The sequence below is a fragment of the Bradymonas sediminis genome, assembly GCF_003258315.1.
Lineage (GTDB): Bacteria > Myxococcota_A > Bradymonadia > Bradymonadales > Bradymonadaceae > Bradymonas > Bradymonas sediminis.
Genome location: NZ_CP030032.1, coordinates 5,022,681 through 5,045,683, shown reverse-complemented (window position 1 = coordinate 5,045,683; position 23,003 = coordinate 5,022,681). Strand labels below are relative to the sequence as shown.

The following is a 23,003-nucleotide window of genomic DNA, read 5'->3' as shown; positions in this document are numbered from 1 at the left end:
ACAAAAAGGACAGTAAAAACCAAAAGAACCAACGCCACATACCTAGCCCGCGCGACCGAAATCATCAACCCGAGCCAAGCCCGATTCAGGCGTCCGAAAGCTCAACCAAAGCCCGCGCGGCTCCGCCAAAAACCCGCTAAGTATGTGCGGAACTTTGACTTTTCGCGGACCGAAATCCCCCCGCAGATCAACGGAGATAATTATAAGATTTTCGGGGGCGCCACGATCTGAAAAAATTTTCTTGCGTCCCCCTCAAACGATCACAATCGCCTTCGGCGCCGGTCTGGCCGAGGTCAGCCCAGATCTTCGGGGCGCAGACGCGCCGAAGTGATCTGATCGTCGGGTGATCTGATCGCCGCATGATCCGATCGGACGATCGTCGGACGCGCTGGTTTGGCGATCACTGGCCGCCCGCACCCGCCATGTCTTGCTCGATTCTGCGGCGGCGCTCCGGGTCCTCGCCGAACGCCTCGGCGAGCGCCCGGTACGTCGCCGGGTGGACCTTCCCGCCCACCTCCTCGCGCGCCTCATAGATCGCCCACGCCCGCTCCAGCGCCCCGGCGTCAATAAACGCCCGCAGCGTCAAATTATAGGCGCTCTCGTCGAGGCTCGACTCGACGCTGTGGAGGTCTTCGTAGAGCTTCCACAGACAGTCGGTATACTCCGTCTCGGCGAAGCGGCGCAGCAGGGTCGAGTAGATGACGCGGTCGGGCCGAAATTCGGCGTCGCGCATGCGCTGGTAGACATCCCAGACCCGCTGGAGCTCCCGGGCATCCCCCATGGCCTTGATGACGGTAGAGTAGGCGATCAAGTTCGGGGCAATCTCGCCGGCGAGCATCGCCTCATACACCCTCCAGGCGCGCTCGGGCTGGCCGGCGTCGCCGAATATCTTCATCAAGATGCTATAGGTGATCACGTCGCCGGGAACGCCCTGGGCGAGCATCTGCTCGAAGATGTCCCAGGCGCGCTCGGGCTGACCGGCGTCGCCAAACGCCTTTATCAGACAGGAGTAGATGACCACATCGGGGCTCGAGTCGTGGGTCTCCATTGACTCAAACACTCGGAGCGCCCGCTCGGGCTGGCCCGCGTCGCCGAACGCCTTGATGAGCACGCTATAGACGGTCGAGTTGGGGGCTTCGTCGCGCGCGCGCATCCCCTGGTAGACCTGCCAGATGCGCTCGGATTGCCCCGCGCGCCCCAGCGCCTCGAAAAGACTGGCGTAGGTGACCACATTCGGGGTGACGCCCTCGCGCAGCATCTCCTGGTAGACCTGCCAGGCGCTGTCGGGGTGCTCGGCCGACAAGCCCGCCTTGCCGCAGGCGCGAAGCACGCTCGAATAGGTCACCACATTGGCGGCCACGCCCGCGGCCTTCATGGCGCGGTAGATCTCGATGGCCTCCTCGGCTCGATCGGCATCGGCATATGCGTTGATAAGGCTTGAGTAGGTCACCACGTTGGGCGCCACGCCGGCGTCATGCATCGACTCGATTACGGCCTTCGCGCGCTCGGGTTGGCCGGTATCGCCAAACGCGGTGATCAAGATATTGAAGGTAATCACGTTGGGAACCACCCCGTGGGCTTTCATCTGCTGGAAGCTCTCCCAGGCGCGCTCGGGCTGGCCGGCGTCGCTGAAGGCTTTGAGCAGCGCGCTATAAGTGACGACGTTGGGGGTGGCGCCACGGGCGCGCATCTTCAGGTAGATTTGGTGCGCGCGATCGGGCTGGGCGGCGTCGCCAAAGACCTTAATCAGGGTCGAGTAGGTGATGACGTCGGGCTCCACCCCGGCGCCGACCATCGCCTGGTAGAGCTGCCAGGCACGCTCGGGTTGGTCGGCGTCCCCAAACACCTTGATCAAGATATTGAAGGTGAAGTCATTGGGCGCCACGCCGTCTGCCTCCATCAGCTCGAAGGCGTGGAGCGCGCGCTCAGACATGCCCGCGTCACCGAAGGCCTTGATCAGAATATTATAGGTAAAATCATTGGGCCGGCTGCCCGACTCTCGCATCCCCTCAAAGATCGCGTTGGCCTTGAGGGGCTCGCCGGCGTCGCCAAACGCCTTAATCAGGCTATTATAGGTGATCACATTCGGCGCGATCCCCTGCTCAAGCATGCCCTCACAGATTTGCCAGGCCCGCTCGGGCTGCAGGGCATCGCCGAAGGCTTTAATCAGGCTATTATAGGTGACGATATTTGGCTTAATATCCTCGCGCTTCATGGTCTCAAAGAGCTGCCAGGCCCGCTCCGGCTGGCGCGAGTCGCCGAAGGCTTTGACCAAAATACTATAGGTGATCACATTGGCTTCGACGCCGCAAGCCAGCATCTCCTGGTATATCTCCCACACGCGATCGGGCTCGTAGGCGTCGCCGAAGGCCTTGATAAGATTGGAAAAAGTATAGGCGTCCGGCTGCGCCCCGGCCTCGCGCATGTCCTGGTAGACCTGCCAGGCCTGCTCGGGTTTGCGGCGGTGGGCGATGATCAGATTATTTGCGATGATAGCGTTGTCGGGCCAGCGGGCAAACGCAAGCTCGAGCAACTCGCGGGCCTCGCGATAGCGCTTTGTTTTGCGCAGGATTTTGACCTGCCGCGTCACCTTCCGCGGGTGCTCGGGCAGCTCGACCTCCCGCCGATCAGCGAGGTCTTCGCGCGACTGGCCGCACGCCGACGTGGACGACGGAGTATCCGTATCCGTGGGATTACCATCGGCGTCATTTACTGGAGCGTCTTCACTCATTGAATCCTTCGCTCTGCGGCCCACCAAAAATATTCGGAAAATAACTCACCTTGGTTGTTCATAGGTAAACAACCTTAGACTCAAAACAATTTAAGGCATCATGCGAAGAAACACAATACATCCTGTATACTAATTATAACTCAAACGATCATTATTAAATCTGCCCCGCCGCGTGGCGCCGCGCGTTGCGACTCCGCGGGGGCTATGATTTCGGGGCGCGGCGGGTATATAGAGGACTGGCGAACTCTCCCCCCACGGCATCAGCTCCCACACTCCAGGATAGAATGAGCAACCCAGACAAAACACCGCGAGCCGTGCCACCGTCGAGCACCACCAACGCGCCGGTGCGCCGCCGCCGTGATCAGGCGGTGGGCATCTATGTCCACGTTCCCTTCTGCGCGCGCAAATGCCCCTATTGCGACTTCGCGGTCGACGTGCGGGCGAGCATCCCGCATCAGCGCTACGCGCACGGATTGATCCGTGAGTTTGAGCGGCGAAAACACGAACTTGAGGGGCGCACCGTTCACACCATTTATCTGGGAGGAGGAACACCCTCGATATGGGATCTCGACGCCTTTCGCCATGTCATGGAACACCTCCAATCCGCCATCGGCACCCAGAATTTCAATGAAATTGAAATCTGCATGGAGGCCAACCCGGTCAATATTACCCGAGAAAACCTGCGCGCTTGGACCGACGCCGGGGTGACGCGACTGAGCATCGGCTGCCAGAGCTTCCAGGCGCGCATCCTGAAGATCCTCAACCGCAACCATACCCGGGACCAGGCGCTCAGCGCGGTCGAAATGGCCCTAGAGCACGGCCCAGGGGTGGTCTCCCTCGACTTAATTTATGGCAACCCTGAACAGACGATGGATGAGTGGGCGCGCGACCTCGATACGGTCGAAGCCCTCGAGGGCCTAAAGCATCTGAGCGCCTATAACCTCACCATCGAGCCGGGCACGGCGTTTAAAAGACGCCGCGACCGCGGCCGGCTCGCGCTGCCCGATGATGACCTGTGTTTTGAGATGCTCGACTATCTCATCGAGCGGGCCGAGGCGATGGGGCTTGAGCGCTATGAGGTGTCCAATTTTGCGCGCCCGGGCTATCGAAGCCGCCACAACACCCTCTATTGGACCGGCGCCGAATACCTCGGGCTGGGCGTCGGCGCGCATAGCCTGCGCATCGACACCGCAGGTTCACCGAACCCCGGCATCTTTCGCCACGCCAACCCTCGCCTCACCGACGCCTACTTATCGGCCCCCGGTGAGCCCGCGCCGGACAGTGATTCGGCCGTGCCGCTGTCGGCACGCGAGCACTTTATCGAGAGACTTTTTCTGGGGGTGCGCACCCGCGCCGGCCTTGATTTCGCCGGGCTCCAATTCCAATTCGAGGGCGCGCTGCCCGAGGGGTTGCTCCAAAAGGCCGAAGCGCTGCTCGATGAGCTCTGCGACGCGGGGTTCTTAACGCGCCAGGCGGATATCTTCGTCCCCACCCACCTGGGCCTCAACGTCGCCGATGGATTAGCCCAGCGTTTCGCAGACGCCCTCTGAGCCGATGCGGCCTCTTAGGCCGTCGCCTTGGAGAAGAGGTGGCGCTGAAGGTCCAGCCCGAAAATCTCGCCGTTAACCTCGCACTCCCCGACGAGACGTCCGGCGTTGTCGAAGTGAATGAAGCGGGGCTCATGCTTCATCGCGGCGCTGCGGGCGATCTCGGCGCCGGTTAACGCGTTATAAAGGATCAGCTTTTTGTCCTCGAAGACCGCGGCGAGCAGGTAGCCGTCCTGGGAAAACGTGAGTTGGGTGACGCCGGCCGGCGGCGAGATCCGCTGGGTAATAATATTCGGCGAGCCAATATTGTAGACCTCGATAAACCCATTTGCCCGGGCCACCGCGAACGAGGAGCGACCCGCGCGCGCCGTCAGCACCCGAATCTCGGAGCCCGACTGAATACACAGCGGCTGGATCGGCTCATCTTTAAACTCCCCAATATACAGCGCGCCGGAGGCGGTCCCGAAGAGGAAGAAGCTCTCATTGCACACGATCGCGGTGATCGCTGATTTCGCGGCATTCTGATGTAATAATTGACCTCCGGGATGCTTGGCGCTCCAGCGCAAGATCGACCCATCCGCGTGCCCGGTGACGACATCCAGGCGACGCTGGCCCATCACCGTAAGCTCGGGGGCTGGCGGCACCTGGAAATAAAGCACCTCCGCCGAGTTGACCTCGCCGACCGCCAGACACCGCGCTTCGTCGAGGATCGCCCAATATCGACGCTGAAAATCCGCGCGGAAATTCCCGGGGGCCGGACGCCCCAGGGTAAGCTCGCGCCCGTACCAACTCCTGGGCAGCTCGAAGAGGTCGGCGTGGTTGGTGTCGGTCGTGGCGGCCTGCTTGTTATTCTGGTCGGTCTCGTGCGCGACGGCCTTGCTACGCGGCGCCGACACGCCGACTTGCGTGCGCCCCTTGGCGCTCGACTGCTCCTGCAGCTGCGCTGGCGATTGCTGAGGAAGCGGGGGCACGGAGACGTCGGATTTACGTCGCTGAAACACGGCCGACATCGGCGCGCCGTCGGGACGCGACGCCTCGGGGCTGGAAGCCTTGGCCAACGAAACCTCGCTCGCGACGGTCTGGTTAAGCTCGCTGCTCGCCTCGCTGCCTCGCCGGTCGTGCGCATCCTGCTGGGCTGGGCTGCGAAATTCGGACGAGTCATAGCGCGCGTCCCGCTGCTCCGCGGACGTCCGCTGCAGGGCGAATTCATCGAGCGCAGCGATGACCGCGGCCAGCGATTGCGGACGGTCTTCGGGCTTCTTGGCGAGCATGCGCTGAACGAGGTCTTCAATCTCCGGGGGGAAATAGCGCTCCGGCGCGACATCCGACAGGCGCGGGGCCTGCTTGCCCACGTGTGCCTTGAGCACCTTATAGACGTTGTCGTCGTCAAAAGGAGGCTTCCCGGTGAGCATAAAGAAGGTCACGGCGCCGAGCGCGTAGATATCGGCGCGCCGATCGATCGCACCGCCAACCGCCTGCTCCGGGCTCGCGTAGAGGGGGGTGCCCAAAAAGCCCTGGGTAACCCGCACATCATCGAGGCGATGCACGATGCCGAAGTCCAGTATATGCACAAAATCATCGCCCGCAGGCAGGCGCTCAATCATGATATTGTCGGGCTTAAGGTCCCGATGAATCATATTGGCCTCATGGGCCTCGTGGACGCCGTTGGCGATCTGGCGCAGGATCTTCAGGCCGCGCCCCAGGTCGAGCGAGCCCGCGGCCCACACCACATCCTGGAGCGTGCGCCCCTCGATCAGGTCCATCAGCAGCGCGACCGCCGAGTCCCCGATCGGCACAACATCATAGAACGAGACGATATGCGGGTTTCTCAACTGCCCGAGCGCGCCGATTTCGCGGTTCAAGCGTGCCCGAATCGTCTCGGAATTTGCCGTGACATCGTCGGAGCCGAGCGGGACGATCTTGATCGCGAATTGGCGCGAAATGGCCAGGGACTCCGCCCGATAGACGAACCCCGAAGCCCCCGCCCCGATCCCACGGGTGAGCAAATATCGCTCACCGACAACCTGACCCAGCCAGGGGTCGACGATCGGCCCGAGCTCGGGCCAGGTGGGACTCGGCTGCGCCCCACACTCCAGACATGACGCGTCCTCGGGGTAGAGAACCGAGGTGCAGCGCCCGCAATAGTGAGTGGGAGGACGTTTTCGAAATTCGGCACGCCGATTCTCGTATGCCAGCTTGTCAGTCATAGCGCCGTCAGTGATTCGAAATGGAAATAGATACGACAACTGTGATTTCTATTTGCTTGCTATCCAAGAGTCAATGGTTGTTCGAGAGCAAACAACTCCTTATTTACCGTCATACGGCAAATAAACCAATTTCCGCCACAACATGCACACTGCACCGCTACACAATAATCGAACGCCGTCCTTCCTCACTAGCTACTCTATAGTAGGGGGGGATGATTATATTTCATTTCCGACAGAATTGCAGGCATCACAAATTTTGTATGCCCCCGCGGCAGCGGCGACGCGAATCTCTCCAGCACCCCGTGCCCCACAAAAGTAGAGGCTGCGTGGCCGTCGTCTTCTGAGCCGAAGCCCGGGCGCCGCGGGGTCGGCGCGACTGAATTCACCGCGGGCGGGCGAGGGATTCCGTGGACTTCGCGTTGAGCCGCGAGGATCCCGTCGATCTCGTCAATAAACGCAAGTAAATTCTGGGGACGCTCACGCCGTTTCTTCTGCAACATCTTGGCGACCAGTTGGCAGAGTCTGGGAGGAAACGCGCGATATGGCGCGCTCTCGCGCAGCCCCGGGGCGGGTTGGCGCACGTGCATGCGCAGCACTTCGCGAATCTTGGGGCTCTCAAAGGGCGGGTGGCCGACCAGCATCTCAAAGAGGATCACCCCGAGTGAATAGACGTCGCTCCTGGGGTCTACCGTGCCTCCGCAGGCCTGCTCCGGGCTGGCATATAGCGGCGTTCCCACAAAACCATTGGTGATGGCAAGGCCGTCGTCGAGCCAGACGATGCCGAAGTCCAGCAAGTGAATAAAATCCTCGCCCCCGGCGATCGCTTCGACCATGATATTTGCCGGCTTGAGGTCGCGATGCACCACGCCTACCTCGTGTGCTGCGTGCGCCGCGGTGGCGATCTGGCGCGCCATCTGACACGCTCGCCCCCAACCCAACGCGCCCACTTCAGCGAGCAATTCAGTCAACGTCGGCGCACGGATATAGTCCATCACCAACGCCTCACAGTCCTCGGACAATTGCAGCACCTCGAAGATCGAGACGATATGCGGGTTTTGAAGTCGGCTCATCGCCGAGATCTCTCGCCCTAATCGCGCCCGCACGACTTCCGGATTTGGCGCGCCTGAGTTGGCGCCGAAGTCCACGATTTTAAGCGCGAATTTCCGGGGAATATGCAGCGACTCGGCTTCATAAACCCGGGCCACCATGCCCGTGGCGATGCGGCGCGTGACCCGATATCGCCGCCCAACAATACGCCCCAGCCAGGGGTCCTGCGCGCTCTCGAGCGCCGCCCATCCGGCGGCCGGTCGCGCCGTCTGGCAATAGCCGCAGGTGGCGTCCGCCCAAGCTGCGATGGCCATGCACTCGGCGCAATAATGCCCCCCTGCTGCTCGCGCCACATCTAAATTTTGTGGGCCCCCTCCCCCCATCTCTCGCTCCTCCCCCATCCCCATATCCCCCCATCGCGTTCATCTTGTTGGGCTCGGCCCTATCCCACGAACCTAGCCACTCAAATGCCGATGAGAAGAATATCAACCAGCAGACGCAAAAAACCCCGAGTGACCATTTCAGGTCATTCGGGGTCTTCTACTTCTAGCGACTCATGCTGGCGCGAGGATTACTCCGCCGCTTCCGGCTCGGGGACCACCGCGTACACCAACTCAACATCGTATCCGGCGAGGATATTGAAGCTATCCTCATCAACCCATTCGATATTGATGCCAGCGTCAACCGCCGCGCATTGTTCCACGCGGTAGTGGCTGCGGTCGATCAGGCAACCACCCGGCGTCACGCTGGAGTTGATGCTCTCGGCGACGCAATAGGGGTGCGATTGCAGGTCGGCAAAGGTCTTCCCTTCGCCGTCTTTGGCCGGGTACAAGCGGAGCTGAAGTCCGCTATCGCAATATTTACGCGAGCTGCGACCGAACGACCGACAGGTCGGCGCCTGGCCGTCGAAATTAAAGGCCGGGCAATCCTCGTCCACCTGGCATTCGAAGGGCGGCTCGGTGATGCACTGTGCCGTCGAACCAGCGATAAGCTCACCGATTTGACCCAACGTCACGCCCATACTGGCGGCGTCGCAGATCAGACCGAGCATATGCTCATCCTCGCTCGGTGGAATCGCAGGCAATACGCGGTCAGGTGAGAAATGACGCAGGAAGCTCTCATACCGGTCTCCCGAAAACGCCTCAGCCGGGCTGTCGCCGGAATCGCCTGAAATCGTGCAGGAGCTCTTCTTTTGGAGCACGTCATACGGTGGATTCCTCACTTGCACGATAAGTTGATTTGGGTCCTGCTTTGCAGCTTCGATCGTCGCGCGAATTGTCGCACGATCATCTTCGTGCGCAGCAGCAATCGCAGCCTCAATATCACTATCGGTCGGATAATCCTCCCCATAACGGCGATAGTCTCCGTGAATTGAGGTGACGACGATCGCCTTCTCATTCACCTCCTTGCCCTTGGAACTGGAAAGATTCTCCTTGAGACGCTGGGCCAATGCCTCGGTGCTGATGAGCGGAGTGGTCTCAACCAGCGCCGGATCATTCCACATCGCGCACACAACATCGGGCGAGCTCACCGCTTTACTGACAGCTCGCTCAATGGGATTACCAGCTTCGTCGTAAAACGGAGTGGTATCCGGAAGCGCGCCCTCGCCAGCGAAAAGCCCATAATCGGAACAGTCATTCTCATCGGTGACCATCACCAGGGCGAAGTTCGCATTCTCGCGCAAGAGCCCATGATTCGGAGCCTCGGCGGCATTTTCAAGCGGCGCCTCCACCGTCCCCCCTGTCATTTCGGGCGAGAGCGCATGAACGGCGGCAGCAAGTCCCTTCTCAGCGCCTGTACCCGTGGTTCCCACCAGACTCATGCAAGCGAAGTCGGCGCGCATACTGTCGACATCCAATTGCCCCGTGGCATCGCGATAATCCTCGGAGTGGAGCACGAGCTTATTATCGCCCTTGATTGTGCGGTAAGGATTATCGGCTTCGGGTGTATCGTAGAATGGCTCCTGCCCACTCGGTGTGGTGGGGAAGAGTTTATAGGCTTGGAACGCCTCATATGCCTGAAAAATCTCTTGGTCGGTGACATTTCGCAGGTCACCCCACTTATCTTCGCCATCCTTGGAGCATTGTATCGCCAATTCGATATTCGTGCGTACCGGCTCATAGCCATCCATTGGGTCGCCCGGGTCCCCTGCATCGCCACTACAGCGGCCAATGGAGGTCGGCACCGGCTGAGGATACGCCTGTAAATAACCGGGGCGAGACAATGGCTCGGTTGCGTTCGACGAGTCCATATGCGTCGTGGTCACGCCGAGCTGGAAGTCGATATTCTGCGCGGCAATTTGGTCGATAAATCTCTCGAAATTCTCGCGAATCGACGTCTGAATCTCACACATCGAGCCGGAGTTATCGATCATCCACAGAATATCGACGGAAGCCGCCGAGTCCGGCGAGCGATCCTCGGTCACCACGACCGCGCCTTCGCTCTGGGCAAAAGAAACCGGATGAGAGTTGCAGGAGACAAGCAAGCCCGCCAGCGACAGACCCATCAGGCCCATGGTGGCGCGCTTGGCTGCTTTATTTAAAACGAATCTTTTGGACATAATATTTATCCCGATTTTCTTGCCATTTGGTAGACTTCTACGGGTTCCGAAGTGAGCCCGCTACTCCCGTCATATTAAGCCGAATCGCCGCGAAATGCTCTTCGAATAACCCGCGCGGCAGATGCCGGAGCAGCGCGCGTTTGAGATTTCCGAATACTCCCGACGATTCACAAGCGTCATTACGCCGACACAATATAAGAAAGGCCGTGGCGTGTCCACTTGCTCCCCGCCCGAAGGAACTCAACCAAAGCTAGCGCTGCGCGGGCGTTCGACAATCCTGGCGCAACTCGCCCGCACCCCAAAACTCTAAATTTCGCGCCAGACGCCAAAAAGGCTGCGCCGTCGTCATCCAAAGTTCTTCAATAGAACTTCAGTGCGGCGGGCAGCCTTTTAGTTTACGTCTCTAAATCAGACTCGAGGAACTGAGCACCGAAAATCTTCTACAAGTTTCCGGTCACGCAATTCCTGTCGAATCAGGATTTATGCGTGGTGTGCGGCAGCAGAGCGATCTGGCGCGAGCGCAGGATCGCCTGACGCAGACGGCGCTGATTCTTCGCGCTCAGTCCGGTGATGCGTGCCGGCAACATTTTGCCAGTGGTGGTGAGGAACAATTTAAGAAGTTCCGGGTTCTTATAGTCGATGCGCCAGGACGGATTTTCGTCGAAGGGATCGATTTTGCGACGGCGGCGCCAGTTGATACGCCCGTATTTGCTGCGAGCCATAATAGTCTCTCGTGATGCGCTATGAAGTATTGATAGCCAGGCCCGCGACGTCGCATAAGCGGCGTCTTCGCGGACCCAATTATCCCAAATTATTTAATTTTTTCTTCAACGAACTCGACATGCTTGCGCACGACCGGGTCGAATTTTTTCAAGCGAAGTTTGTCCGGATTCGCACGCTTGTTTTTCTTATACGTGTAAAAGTATCCGGTACCGGCGCTCGAAACGAGTTTGATTTTTTCCCGCATTATACTTTCTCCTGACGCCGACCTAAACGCGGCGTAATTATCTTATTCAATCTTTGCGAAACCCACACTCGTCCACGTGACATGCTCCGCGAGCGCGGCCAAGGCGCCGGACCATAAGTGATCAAATGCCCGGATGCAAGAGTGTTTGAGGGTTTTATCCTAATCCTTGCACAATGCTCGCCGGAAAGTCCTGCTCTTTGAGGGCTTGCAGGGCCGATTCGAGCTGCTCGGGCGTCGGCGCGGAGTCCAATTTCACGCTGGCTGTTCCTGCCTCTGCCGACACCTCCACGCGATCTCTGTCGACGCCGAGCTTCTGGCTAAGCATCGTTCGCACCGCGTTGGCGCATCCGCCGCAGCTCATTCCCGCAACGCTAAGTTCAAGTGTTTTCATGTCTCACTCCTGATCTTTGATGTGGCTCAACCAAAGATTGAGCCTCGCGTTGCGGTATATGCACCGATCGCAGCAGAGAAATCAACCCTGTGCGGCGGCATTTGCGCGAACTTCCGCTTCCTGCGCGATCTGAGCGGCGGCCGCGGGGTCGGCTTGCTGCAGCAGATGCCACTCAAGCTCGAGGTCGCGGTTGGCGTTCATATTATTGTCGCTGGAGCGCGTATTCTTGCTGAAGTTGACCTTGCACTGCCCCTCGTCGGGCTGCATTCCCTGCACCAGATAACGGCTGGCGGTCACCGTATTTGCGTTGGTGCTGTTGGAGGTCTGGCGATCATATCGCCACTCCGTCTCCAGCGTCATAATCGTGCCTTCACCGGTGTCTTTGACCGCGTATCCTTCGGAAAACAGGAGCGTTCGCGCGGTCGGCCACACCTGGTCGCACGCCGCGTTATACACGTGGCGCTCGGTCATCTGATGGATATACGCGGTGCGCGCCGAGTTCGCGCGCATCGTCGCACAACCCGACGCGAAAACCAGCGCCAGGAGACCAAGAATACTGAGAATAAGCGTCAACTTTGAGGATAAATTCTTCATGCTCTCGAAACTCCACTACGCCAAGATAACAGTTATGGAATAAAACCGTCTTAAAAAAGTCGCTGAGGAACAACTAAACAATTAATTGACCCGAGCGCTGCGCGTCAAGCGCGGCCCCTCCTTGAAGAGCGTGCTCTTTAAGCGACGAATGCCGCCGCTAAATATTCAAATTTTTAATGCTCGCCGCTAAATATCCCAACGGCGCTCGCGCAAATATAAAAACCCGCAAACCCCGCCAAAAAAGATCACGGTAAACCCGCCCAAAACGCCAAGATTTCGGCTCAGGCCGGTCTCGGCGTCGCCCAAAAATCGATTCAGCGGATTCGGCGGCAGCGGCGTGAGCGCGCCCATCTCCGCCTGCAAGGACGGCGCGAGCATCGCCTGGGAGACCATCGCGGCCGACACCATATCGGGCTGCTGGGCGGCCGAGATCTCGTAGGCATCAGAGCGATGCTCGACATGCAGCGCCGCCTCAAAACCCCAGCGCGCGATCGCCATCTTACTCGCCAATTCGGTGGGCGCGTTCATCCGGTCGACCGGCATGATCGCCCCGCCCAAAATCACCTGCGGGATCAATAAGATCGGCACCAGCGCGATCGCCGCCTCACCCGTGCGCACCAGCGCCGACAGCATCAATCCCAGCCCCAGCCCGGCCAACGAGCACAGCCATAAGACGCCCAGATGCCACAGCGGATTGCCCCAGAAATCCAGGGTGAAATAGGTGATCGTCATCAGCATCAGGCATTGCAAAAAACAAAGCCCGCCGAGCACCGTGAATTTGCTCGCCGCGTAGGCGAGCACCGACAGATTGACCATGCGCTCGCGCCGGTAGATCGCCTGTTCACTGACGATCTCGCGCGCCGCGTTCGAGCAGCCAAACCACACCGCCGCGACGACCAATAAAAAGAGCGCAAACGGCGCGTATTGCAGCCGGCTGATGAGCCCGCCGCTCTCCTGAGCGAAGACCAGCGCCAACAGAACCGCCACGATCGGCGCCTGCACCAAGAGGATCGCGGTGCCCACCCGATCTTTGAGTTTGATATCGAGATAGCGCCGCGACAGCGTCCACCACTGACGCACGCTAAAGCTCGGCGGGCGACGCGGCGACTTTTTGCTGAGCTTCACCTCGCGCGGGTCCTCGCGGCGCTCGCGCACAAACTCGTCGAAATAGCGGCTCTGGCGATAGCGCGCGGCGAAAGTCTCCATCGGTTCCCCCGCTCGCGCCGCCTCCATCAGCGGGCGCATGCAGGAGCCTGGATCGGCCAGGATCTCTTCGGCCTCGACAGAATCGGGCTCGATCTCCGGATGAAAATACAGCATCGAATCCGGGTAGGCCGGCCCATAATAAACCTGCTCGCCGGCGGCCAAATAAAGCGTATTATCCAGCATTTTATAGACTTGCGGCGAGGGCTGATGGATCGTCAATAAGATCGTGCGCCCGCCGTTGGCCAGCTTTCGCAGCAGCCCCATGACGTTGGCGGCGTCCTCGCTCGCCAGCCCGCTGGTCGGCTCATCCAGGCATAAAAGGCTCGGCTCAGTCAGCAGCTCGAGCGCGAGGTTGACGCGTTTTCGCTGCCCGCCCGAGATCCCCTTTCGCTCGGGCGAGCCGATGCGAATATCGCGGGTCTGGCTGATCTCGAGGTCCGCCAAAACGCCATCGATTCGCCGGAAGATCTCCGCGTCCGTGGTGTCCGCGGGCAGGCGTAATTTCGCGGTATAATACAGCGCCTCGAAGACGGTCAGCTCGCTGTGAATGATGTCTTCCTGGGGCACATAACCGATCGCGTTTCGATAGCGATCGAAGTTGGTCGCGAGGTCATCGCCGTTGACCAGCGTGCGCCCAAAAGCCGGGCGAAGATAGCCGATCAACGCCATCAGCAGCGTCGTCTTACCCGCCCCAGACGGCCCTAAAAGCCCAACAAATTCAGTCGGATAAACCGTAAAAGACACATCATCAAGCAGCCGCTTTATGTGGTCGCCCTCGCCGACCTCGACGACCAGGTTTTCGGCCTGCAAGAGGATATCGCCGCGATAACTTTTTTGCAGAATCCCACGCTCGAGATCCAGGCGCAGCGCGCAGGTGCCGAAGCTGATATCCTGGCCGGGCTCCAGGCGATGGCGCGTGACGCGTTGCCCGTCGACGAAGGTCCCGTTGGCGCTGCCGAGGTCCTCCAAATAGAGTTCATCGGCTTCACGAACCAAACGCGCGTGGCGGCGCGACACCTGAGGATCATCGAGGAGGACGTCATTGTCGACGTCTCGGCCGATCGTGATGATCGCCTGCTCCATCGGCAGGTAATTCGTCCCGACATGCGGCGTGTCGTGGTCGGTGTCGAGGAACTCGCGCACGCGACGCACCGGGAATCGGTAACTCCCCAGAAATAAGACGTCTTCTTCGCTGACGACCCGGCTCTGAACCCGCTCAAATCGGTCGTTGACGAAGGTGCCGTTCGCCGCGCTGAGGTCTTCGAGCAGCCAACGCTCAAGCTCGCCAAGCTCGCCCGTGGGTTGAATCTTGGTGAGCCGACAATGATGGCGCGAGATCTGGCGGGCGTCGAGGATAATATCGCAGTCAAACCCGCGGCCGATGACGACGCTCAGGCCCTGCGCGCGCTCGTCGATCGCCTCGCTCTTCTCCCGCTTTCGCGGCGCGGCGAGCGGCACGCCGCAATCGCCGCAGACGATCTCGTGGGCGGGGGTTTTGGACTCGCAATTTGAACAGATGAGCAACGACATGGCGACACTATCTCGCGGAAGCACGTGTTTGACAATCCAGACTTCGCGCTCAGCCGCCCAAAATTTGCTGGCTCTCGACCAGGCGTCGGTAGGCCGCATCGCCGCCCATCAACTCCTCGTGGGTCCCCTGCTCGACGACCGCGCCGCGCTCCAGAACGACCACCCGATCGGCGTTGGCGATGGTCGACAGACGATGCGCGATGATCAGGGTGGTGCGCCCCTCCATCAACTTCTCGAGCGCCGCCTGCACCAGCGATTCGCTCTCGACGTCCAGGGCCGAAGTTGCCTCGTCGAGGACCAGTATCACCGGGTCTTTGAGGATCGCGCGCGCGATCGCCACGCGCTGCTTTTGCCCACCCGACAGCCGCACGCCCCGCTCACCAAGCCCGGTGTCGAGCCCCTCGGGAAACTCACTGACAAACTCCCAGGCGTTGGCGGATTTAAGCGCCTCGATAATCTCCTCATCGCTCGCCGTAAGCCGGCCATAGCGCACGTTTTCACGAAGACTCCCGGAGAATAAGACAGGCTCCTGGGCGACCATGCCGATGGCCTCGCGCAGGATCGTCGGGTCCCAATCGCGGATATCATGGCCGTCGACCGAGATACTGCCGTCCTGCGGGTCATAGAAGCGCGCAACGAGGTTCGCGATGGTCGATTTCCCCGCGCCGGACGGCCCCACCACGGCGATCTTCTCGCCCGGGGCGATCTCGAAACTCACGGCGTCGAGGGCGGGGACGTCGGGGCGAGTCACATAGCGAAAGGTGACGTCTTTAAAGACGATATGCCCGGCCGTCGGCGCGACGGTCAGCGGGTCCGCGGCCGTCTCGAATTTGGGCAATCGGTCCATCAACTCAAAGACGCGCTCCGCCGCGCCCACCGCCTTCATAAAGTCGCTCCACAGGCCCGCCAGGATGCCCAGAGACATCGCCACGAACATGGTATAGAGGATATAGGCGGCCAGCTCGCCGGGGGTCATCTCCTTATTGATCACCAGCAGGCTTCCCACCCACAGGATCGCAGCGATCGCGCCGTAGCTTAAAAAAGACACCCCGCCGGTAAACAGCGCGCCGATGCGCGCGCGGTATTTACCGAACTCAAACGAGCGCTCCACCGACTCATAATAGACGGCGCGCTCGTGGTCCTCGCGCGCGAAGCTTCGCACCGTGCGAATCCCCGACAGCGCCTCCTCGGCCGACGAGGTCGACTCGGCGATGGCGTCCTGCACATCGCGCGACACGCGGCGCAGTTTTCGCCCATAATAGAAGGCCACCGCGATCACGAAGGGCACCGCCACGACCATCACCATCGACAACTTCACCGAGGTCACGAATAAGATGATCATCCCGCCGACCGCCTGCACGCCGTAGCGCAGCGCCATCGAGATATTGGTCGTCACCGCCGACTGAATCGCCTGCGTGTCCGAGGTCAGCCGGCTGGTCAGCTCACCGGTGCGGTTCTCGTCAAAAAAGCCCATCTCCTGGGCCAGGACCGCCGAAAATAACTGCTGGCGAAGATCCGCGACCACCCGCTCGCCGATGACCGTGAACAAATAATAGCGCAGCGCCGAGAAGAACGCCTGCAGCGCAAAGATACCGACCAGCGCCAGCCCCAGCATCTTGATATTCTCGGCCTGGCCGAGCTTGATCACATCATCGATCGCGATGCGGGCCGCCTGCGGATAGAGCAGCGAGACGCCCGCCGCGATAAAAAGCGCGACCGTCGCCAGGCTCAACCCCTTCCAATACGGGCGCACCAGGCTAATCATGCGCTTGAGGTCGAGCGCGTTCTTCGGTGAATCGTTCTTTACGGCATCAGCCAAGACGGAATCCTTTTTTACTCAGTGAGCCGCCAAAATATGGCGGCCTTCATCGACGTGCAGCGCCCTTTCATAAACCTCTGGCCCGAGGGCGTCGAGCAGCGATTCGTCGCGTTGATACACATCGAGATATTGGAATCGGCGGCGCAACCTGTTAATTCCGTCGCGTTGACGCCGTGGGCCTCGATAAACCTATAAAGTACGCCTTTTCACTCAGATAGAGCGATAAAATTATGAATATGAACCAAGCCAACACCGAATTGAACGCGTATTTAGTCCTGATGGGTGCCGAGAACACGGCGAAGACGCCGAAAAATGATCTTATCGCGACGCTTCGCGACGGCTCCTCCGAGCTAAGCGCCGCGCTCTTCGCGCTCTATGCGCAGGCAATGGGCTCGGCCAGCGCGTCGGGCGGCGCCGACGATTGGGTCAAAAATTTCGACTTCGCGGCGGCCTCCCCGCTGGCGCGCGTCGCCTGGGTTTATGACGAATCTGAGACCGTCGAGGCGCGTATCGACGCGCTCTTCGACGGGGCGGACGCCGCGCTAAAGGCCGCGCTCATCGACACCCTGGTGCGCGCCCAGATCGCCTGGGCACACCCGAGCATCGACGCGGCCCTCGAGGATGACGCCACGCGCCAGGCAGCCGCCTGGCTGGTCGCCCACGGGGCGCCGGAGTCCCTCAACGATTGGCTGCTCGACAACGAGGCCGTCGAAGATGTGCTCGACGGATTGCGCGCGCTTTCGCTCAGCGACACCGATCTTGGGGCCGGCGACTGGAGCGCCTTCGAGCAGTGGCAGGCCGCGCTCACCGACGCGGTGATGGGCACCCAGGAGGCCGAGGAGCGCGCTGATTTCGAGGCCGCGCTGGCCCGGGTCACCGGCCCGCTCGCTGTGCTCGACCCGGCCGTGTGGGCGCGCCTGGCGCTGGGCGGCGACGCCGACTCAGCCTGGCTTAAAGACCCGCAGGTGGTCGCAGACTTTTTGCAGAGCCACGGCCCGGCCAGTTGGCTGGAGGCGCTTTGCATCTTAGACGCGACCGACGATCCGGCCGCCGAGTTCGGCGCGCTGCTGGCCGTCGCCGCGACCAGCGGCCTCGACGACACGCCGCCCGATGAGGACGCCGCGCGCGGGCTCATCCAACTATTGCAGCTCGCCCCGGATGCCCCCGAGACCGCGTGGGAGCCGCTGGCCGCCCGCCTCGGCCTGGCCACCGCCATCGCCCTGACCGGCGCCGACGACGCCGCCCCCGACGACGGCCTGGGCCTGCTGCTCGTCCAGGTCGCCGCGCACGAGCGCCTGCTGCACCACGGCTATCACTCCCCGGGAATCAGCGGCCTGCCGCACTCGCCAAGCGACCCCGAAGACATCTCCTTGGAGGCATCGCTGGCGCTGCTGAGCGACCTCGAGGAGCAAACCTATGACCTCGAAGTCCTGGACCCCGACACCACCGTCATGATCCTGCGAAATTGCCTGGATCTGCACCGCCACCTCGACGCGAATCCCGAGCAATTTGAGAAGCTTAGCCAGGACTGGGCCGACGCCTTCGCCGCCAGCGCCTCCCCCGCCCTGGCCCTGGCCAGCCGCGGATTATTCGCGCGCCTCGCCGCGCGCGACGCCGCCCTGGAGCAAAAAACGCTGGCCCAAGCCCCGGACCTCGGCGCCGCCCTGGTGCTGAGCCGCCTGGGCGACGAAGACCCGCGCGTCATCCAAACCCTGGCCCACCACGGCGCGCTGCAAACCTCGGTCGGCCTCGACTGCGCACGCCGCCTCGCCGAGAACGGCACGCCCCAGGCGCTCGAATCATTGGCCACGCTGTGGGCCACCGCCGATTGCCTGCGCGCGCCCTTCTTTGCCCGATGCCTGCAAGACGCCATCGAGAACCTGGCGGACGCCGAATAACGGCGCGAAATTACCGCTTAATCCGGCATTCGACCGCTTAATCACCCAGAAGAACCGTTCGATTCGGTTTTATGGTGTTGACAGCGAGTTAAGGGGGTGAATAATTCAGGGCACCCGACGAAGACTCACTCCGCCGTCGCTTCCACCCCCGGAGCTTAGCGTGAACTTAGAAAACGCCCGCATCTTTGAAGTTGGACCGCGCGACGGTCTGCAGAATGAATCCGCGATCCTCAGCGTCGACCAGAAGATCGAATTCATCGAGCGCCTGGTCGGCGCGGGCGTCACCGATATCGAGATCGGCAGCTTCGTTCACCCCAAGTGGGTGCCCCAAATGGCCGACACCGACCAGGTCGCCGCGCGCATCGCGCCCGCCGACCTCGCCGGCGAAAACGGCGTGCGCTATTGGGCGCTGATCCCCAACCGGCGAGGTCTTGAGCGGGCGCTCGCCGCCGGGGTCAAATATATCTCCACCGCGATCTCCTCGTCGGAAGCCCACAATCAGAGCAACCTCAACCGCTCCATCGCCGACAGCCTGGACGATCTTCGCGACTCCTTTAAGCTCGCCAAGGACAACGGCTGCCAGCTGCGCGCCTATATCTCGACGGTCTTCGGCTGCCCCTACGAGGGCGAGGTCGATTTTGCGCGGGTGATGGACATCGCGGAGCAGTTGCTGGACTTCGGCGCCGACCTCATCGCCCTGGGCGACACCATCGGCGCCGGCACCCCGCCCCAGGTCGAAGACGGCTGCCGGCGCATGCTCGAAGCCTTCGGCCCCGAGCGCGTCGCTCTGCACCTGCACGACACCCAGGGCCTCGGCCTAACCAACGCTCTTTTGGCCTGGCGCGTCGGCATGCGCCAATTCGACTCGGCCGTCGGCGGCACCGGCGGCTGCCCCTACGCCCCGAGCGCGGCCGGCAACCTCGGCTCCGAAGATCTCATCCACCTATTCAATAGTTGCGGGATCGAGACCGGCCTCGACCTGGAGAAGTTGCTTCAGACGACGTCCTGGCTCGAGAAGAACACCCCGATCGAATCCGTGTCACGCTATTTTCAATATCGGAAAAGCGCCGAGGGCTCGACGCTTTGAGGTTTGAAGTTTGAGGTTGAACGCGCGAGTGCTTTGGCGGGGCTCAGATCTTGCGATAAATCGTACGCGTCGAAATATCGAGTAATTTTGCCGCCAACTTCTTATCCCCGCCGGTCAGCTTAAGCGTCTCGTGCATCACCAGCTTCTCGATCTCATCGAGCGTCGTCCCCAGCGGGATTGTGATGTGACGGGTGTCGGGCTCATATGAAGTGATTTGCTCGGGGAGGTCGTCCAGCCCGATGCTTCCATCCTTGTCGAGCACCACCGCCCGCTCGATAATATTCTCCAGCTCACGCACATTTCCCGGCCAATGGTAGGTCATCAGCGCGTCGAGGCACTCGCGGCTAAGCCGGTCGATCTTGCGGTTATTCTTCTGGCGATATTTGCTCAAGAAATACTCGGCCAAAAGCGGCACGTCTTCCATGCGCCGGCGCAGCGGCGGGATCTCGATATTGACGACGTTGAGCCGGTAGTAGAGGTCTTCGCGGAAGTTGCCCGCCTCTAGCTCATCTTCGAGGTCTTTGTGGGTGGCGGTCACGATGCGCACGTCGACCTGGGTCGGCGTATTAGAGCCCAGGCGCTCGAACTCCCCTTCCTGCAGCACGCGCAACAGGCGCACCTGCACCTGCGGGCTAAGCTCGCCAATTTCATCGAGAAATAGCGTGCCGCCGTCGGCGGCCTCAAAACGCCCGATCTTTCGCTGAGTGGCGCCGGTGAAGGCGCCTTTTTCGTAGCCGAAAAGTTCGCTCTCGAGGATCGACTCGGGCAGGGCGGCGCAGTTCACGGCCACAAAGGGCGCGTCTGCGCGGTCGCTCAGCTCGTAGATCATGCGCGCAAAGAGCTCCTTGCCGGTCCCCGACTCCCCGCTTAACAGCACCGTGGTCGAGCTCGTGGCGACCTGCTTGACCAGGTCCAAGGCCGCGCGAAACGCCGGCGATTGCCCGACCAGATTCGGCTCGTCGGCCAGCCCGGCCAGGCGCGCCTTGAGGGCACGGTTCTCGGCGACCAACGCCTGGCGCTCGAGCCCCTGACGCACGGATTTTAGGATGGTCGCCCGCTTGATGGGCTTGCTGACAAAATCATAGGCCCCCCGCTTCATGCCCTCGACGGCGCGCTCGACGGTGCCAAAGGCGGTCATCAAGACGACCTCGACCTCGGGCTGCAGGGTCTTGACCAATTTGAGCAGATCCATGCCATCGATCTTGCCCATCTTCAGGTCAGTGAGCACCAGGTGCAGGGGCTCGCGGCGGATAATCGCCAGCGCTTCCTCCCCGCTCTCGGCGGTCAGGACTTCGTAACCTTCTTTGAGGAAGAGGCGCTCAAGGGTCTTAAGGTGGGCGACTTCGTCGTCGACCAGCAGGATTTTCGGGGTTTCAGCGATGGTCGACTTCATCGAGACCGAGGTCGAGTGGGATAGGGAAAGAATGCGCGCGAAATGTCGATAGGTGAGAAAAACTCTCGGTCTCTATTTTGCTGTAATCGCCAGGATCAACATGCCGTTTTTATAATCAAGGCCAGCCTGGAAAAAGGTGCTCCCGCGAGAGGCGCGCAGCGTGGTGCTGAATTGGTCCCCAATCGCCAGACCCATGCGCAGCAGGTCCGCGGTGACGCCGTGGAAGGTCAGAGTGAGGTTAGTGCCCCCCGGCAGCTCGGTGGTGCGCGACTGAGATTGTTGAAGGGTGAAGCTATTATCGTCGATAAGCTGAAAGTTGCTATAACCACCGAAGGCCTTTTGCAGCTCGTTTTTAAGGTCACCAAGCTTGGAGTCGAACGCGTCTCCCTGTTTGGTGGCGGCAATCGAGCGCACCCGAACCGTGACGTCCTGGGCCGCTGCTGGGCGCGCGAAGGCGAATACGCCCATCAGCACGGTCAGCGTCAAAAATGTGTTGAGAAGTGTCCGCATGACTACTTCCTTCGGGTCAATCCCTTTCGGGAGGTTTCGATTAAGCGGAGGGTCATCCGCTATCATCATTCATCGAGTTCTGCCGTCTTTCAAAATTCGAGCCCTATGGCGACTTGCGTCGCGCGTCTCGAGGTCACCGGGTTAAATCGGCTGGCCGCGTGGGGTGCCTTGCTCAGTGGGCGCCTCGGCGTCCGGGTTGGTGACAGTACCGTTTGAGTCGTCGGCGGGCGTCGAGCCAAGGTTTTCCTGGGGCTCGGGCTCCGTTTCTTCTTCCGAATCAAAGAGCCAAATAACGGTGGGGTCTGCCTCCGCATTATTCTCGGAGTTCATGTTGACCCTCGTCATCGGGCTATCAATCATGACGGAGGAACCGGGCGAATATTCAACACTATCGACAATCACAATGTGCTTTTCGACCGTTTTCTCGACGATCACGCGCTCCTTGGGTCCCAGGATGCGATCTCCGAAGAGCGCCATGACGCCAAAGGCGACGAGCGCAGCCGCCGCCGCGCCGAAGATCGCCTGGCGATACTCGCCAGCCCACCCCGTGAACCCGCCGCGCTTCTGTCGCTCGGCCTCCAAAGAGATCGGCGCAGGGCTCGGCTCTTCCGCGTTGATGGCGTCGAATACGCCGCCCCATATTGCGTCGAGCGGCGCGTTCTCGCAGGCCGTTTCGGCGGCCACGTTCACGCCCAACTTAATCTCGTCGAGCGCCTCCAGGTAGCCGCAAACCTGCGCCTCATCCTGGTCGATCCATGCCTGAACTTGTGCGGTTTCGGCCGCGTCGGTTTCGGCGTCGGCAAATCGGTGCAGCAGCATCAGGTGCTGCTGAGCATCAAATTTTTGTATCTTTTGGTCGCCGGCAGGTTGCGGCGAGTTGTGGGCGGATTCGGTGTTAATCCCGGCGCTGATTTTGTCCCAGAAGCCGCTAAAGTCGACCTCTTGGACCATCTCGGCCTCCGCAATACGCAGCCCCTCACCCAACTCCCCAAGGCTCGCCAGATAAGCAGCGGCGTCCGGGCGCTCGCCCAGCAACGCGCGGGCCCAGGCCTCCTCGGCCGGGTCCACCTCGTCGTCGTGCAGGCGCTGCAATAGACCGCGCAAATCCTCCAGCGGCGTGTCCATCATATCGCCGGCCTCGGCGGCCAACTCGGCGAGTCGCGCGGCGCTGATAATCTTCGGCTCAGCGCGCTCCCAAACCAACTCATGGCTCGCCTGCACCGCCAGGCTTAGCTCGCCGAGCGCCGCCACGAAGACGCGTGCGGACGCCGAGCCCTCAAGAAGTTGCTCCGCCTGGACACACTCCGCCGCCGACAACTCTTCGTCATAGAAGCGCTGCAATAACAGGCATTGTGCTGAGGTCAATCCTTGCGAAGTCATTTTATTTCAGTCCTCGTAGGGGCGATAATTTTCAGTGGCCGGTAGGCTTTAGGCGGGGGCAGCATGACGGCCTTTTATGCCCTCATCCTGCTCACGGAATCATAGACGGTGGGGCATTTAGAATAATTCAATTCCA

16 protein-coding genes are annotated in these 23,003 nt (G+C 60.9%); 3 read left to right on the top strand and 13 right to left on the bottom strand.

Features of this window, described 5'->3' with window-relative positions; genetic code table 11:
- Positions 1-400 precede the first annotated feature (400 nt).
- A complete protein-coding gene (locus DN745_RS19095) occupies positions 401-2,731 on the bottom strand; it encodes a pentatricopeptide repeat-containing protein (protein ID WP_111337466.1) in 2,331 nt (776 codons plus the stop codon).
- 284 nt (positions 2,732-3,015) lie between these two features.
- Here DN745_RS19095 and hemW point away from each other — a divergent pair, with 284 nt between their 5' ends.
- A complete protein-coding gene (gene hemW / locus DN745_RS19090) occupies positions 3,016-4,281 on the top strand; it encodes a radical SAM family heme chaperone HemW (RefSeq protein WP_111337465.1) in 1,266 nt (421 codons plus the stop codon).
- Positions 4,282-4,295: 14 nt separating this feature from the next.
- Here the strand turns inward: hemW and DN745_RS19085 are convergent, their stop codons facing one another.
- The 9 genes from DN745_RS19085 to DN745_RS19045 all read right to left on the bottom strand — a co-directional run bounded on the left by DN745_RS19085 (position 4,296) and on the right by DN745_RS19045 (position 16,599).
- Positions 4,296-6,485 (bottom strand): WD40 repeat domain-containing serine/threonine protein kinase, encoded by a 2,190-nt coding sequence (locus DN745_RS19085; RefSeq protein WP_111337463.1) that lies wholly within the window; start codon positions 6,483-6,485, stop codon positions 4,296-4,298.
- Positions 6,486-6,682: 197 nt separating this feature from the next.
- The gene (locus DN745_RS19080) at positions 6,683-7,846 is read right to left on the bottom strand and encodes a serine/threonine-protein kinase (protein ID WP_162687795.1); all 1,164 of its coding nucleotides are present in this window, start codon (positions 7,844-7,846) and stop codon (positions 6,683-6,685) included.
- 257 nt (positions 7,847-8,103) lie between these two features.
- Positions 8,104-10,092: a hypothetical protein gene (locus DN745_RS19075; RefSeq protein WP_133621965.1), complete on the bottom strand. Its 1,989-nt coding sequence runs from the start codon at positions 10,090-10,092 to the stop codon at positions 8,104-8,106.
- Between the two features lie 473 nt (positions 10,093-10,565).
- Positions 10,566-10,814 (bottom strand): 30S ribosomal protein S18, encoded by a 249-nt coding sequence (rpsR, locus tag DN745_RS19070; RefSeq protein WP_111337458.1) that lies wholly within the window; start codon positions 10,812-10,814, stop codon positions 10,566-10,568.
- Positions 10,815-10,903: 89 nt separating this feature from the next.
- The gene (gene rpmG, locus DN745_RS19065; protein WP_111337456.1) at positions 10,904-11,059 is read right to left on the bottom strand and encodes a 50S ribosomal protein L33; all 156 of its coding nucleotides are present in this window, start codon (positions 11,057-11,059) and stop codon (positions 10,904-10,906) included.
- 154 nt (positions 11,060-11,213) lie between these two features.
- Positions 11,214-11,450 carry a heavy-metal-associated domain-containing protein gene (locus tag DN745_RS19060; protein WP_111337455.1) on the bottom strand — a complete coding sequence of 79 codons (237 nt, stop codon included), beginning with the start codon at positions 11,448-11,450 and terminating at the stop codon, positions 11,214-11,216.
- Between the two features lie 81 nt (positions 11,451-11,531).
- The gene (locus DN745_RS19055) at positions 11,532-12,044 is read right to left on the bottom strand and encodes an outer membrane protein assembly factor BamC (protein ID WP_111337453.1); all 513 of its coding nucleotides are present in this window, start codon (positions 12,042-12,044) and stop codon (positions 11,532-11,534) included.
- Between the two features lie 186 nt (positions 12,045-12,230).
- Positions 12,231-14,780, bottom strand: coding sequence for an ABC transporter ATP-binding protein/permease (locus DN745_RS19050; protein ID WP_162687794.1), 2,550 nt, complete (start codon positions 14,778-14,780; stop codon positions 12,231-12,233).
- A 49-nt stretch (positions 14,781-14,829) separates the two neighbouring features.
- Positions 14,830-16,599 (bottom strand): ABC transporter ATP-binding protein, encoded by a 1,770-nt coding sequence (locus DN745_RS19045; protein ID WP_204355051.1) that lies wholly within the window; start codon positions 16,597-16,599, stop codon positions 14,830-14,832.
- Between the two features lie 230 nt (positions 16,600-16,829).
- Here DN745_RS19045 and DN745_RS19040 point away from each other — a divergent pair, with 230 nt between their 5' ends.
- Positions 16,830-18,497: a hypothetical protein gene (locus DN745_RS19040; RefSeq protein WP_111337450.1), complete on the top strand. Its 1,668-nt coding sequence runs from the start codon at positions 16,830-16,832 to the stop codon at positions 18,495-18,497.
- A gap of 160 nt (positions 18,498-18,657) precedes the next feature.
- The gene (locus DN745_RS19035; protein WP_162687793.1) at positions 18,658-19,584 is read left to right on the top strand and encodes a hydroxymethylglutaryl-CoA lyase; all 927 of its coding nucleotides are present in this window, start codon (positions 18,658-18,660) and stop codon (positions 19,582-19,584) included.
- 43 nt (positions 19,585-19,627) lie between these two features.
- On the opposite strand, the gene DN745_RS19030 is transcribed toward DN745_RS19035, so the two are convergent.
- From DN745_RS19030 to DN745_RS19020, 3 genes are all read right to left on the bottom strand, one after another.
- The gene (locus DN745_RS19030) at positions 19,628-20,977 is read right to left on the bottom strand and encodes a sigma-54-dependent transcriptional regulator (protein ID WP_111337446.1); all 1,350 of its coding nucleotides are present in this window, start codon (positions 20,975-20,977) and stop codon (positions 19,628-19,630) included.
- A 72-nt stretch (positions 20,978-21,049) separates the two neighbouring features.
- Complete coding sequence (locus tag DN745_RS19025) at positions 21,050-21,487, bottom strand: hypothetical protein (RefSeq protein WP_111337445.1); 438 nt, start codon at positions 21,485-21,487, stop codon at positions 21,050-21,052.
- 141 nt (positions 21,488-21,628) lie between these two features.
- Positions 21,629-22,867, bottom strand: coding sequence for a hypothetical protein (locus DN745_RS19020; RefSeq protein WP_133621964.1), 1,239 nt, complete (start codon positions 22,865-22,867; stop codon positions 21,629-21,631).
- Positions 22,868-23,003: the final 136 nt, after the last annotated feature.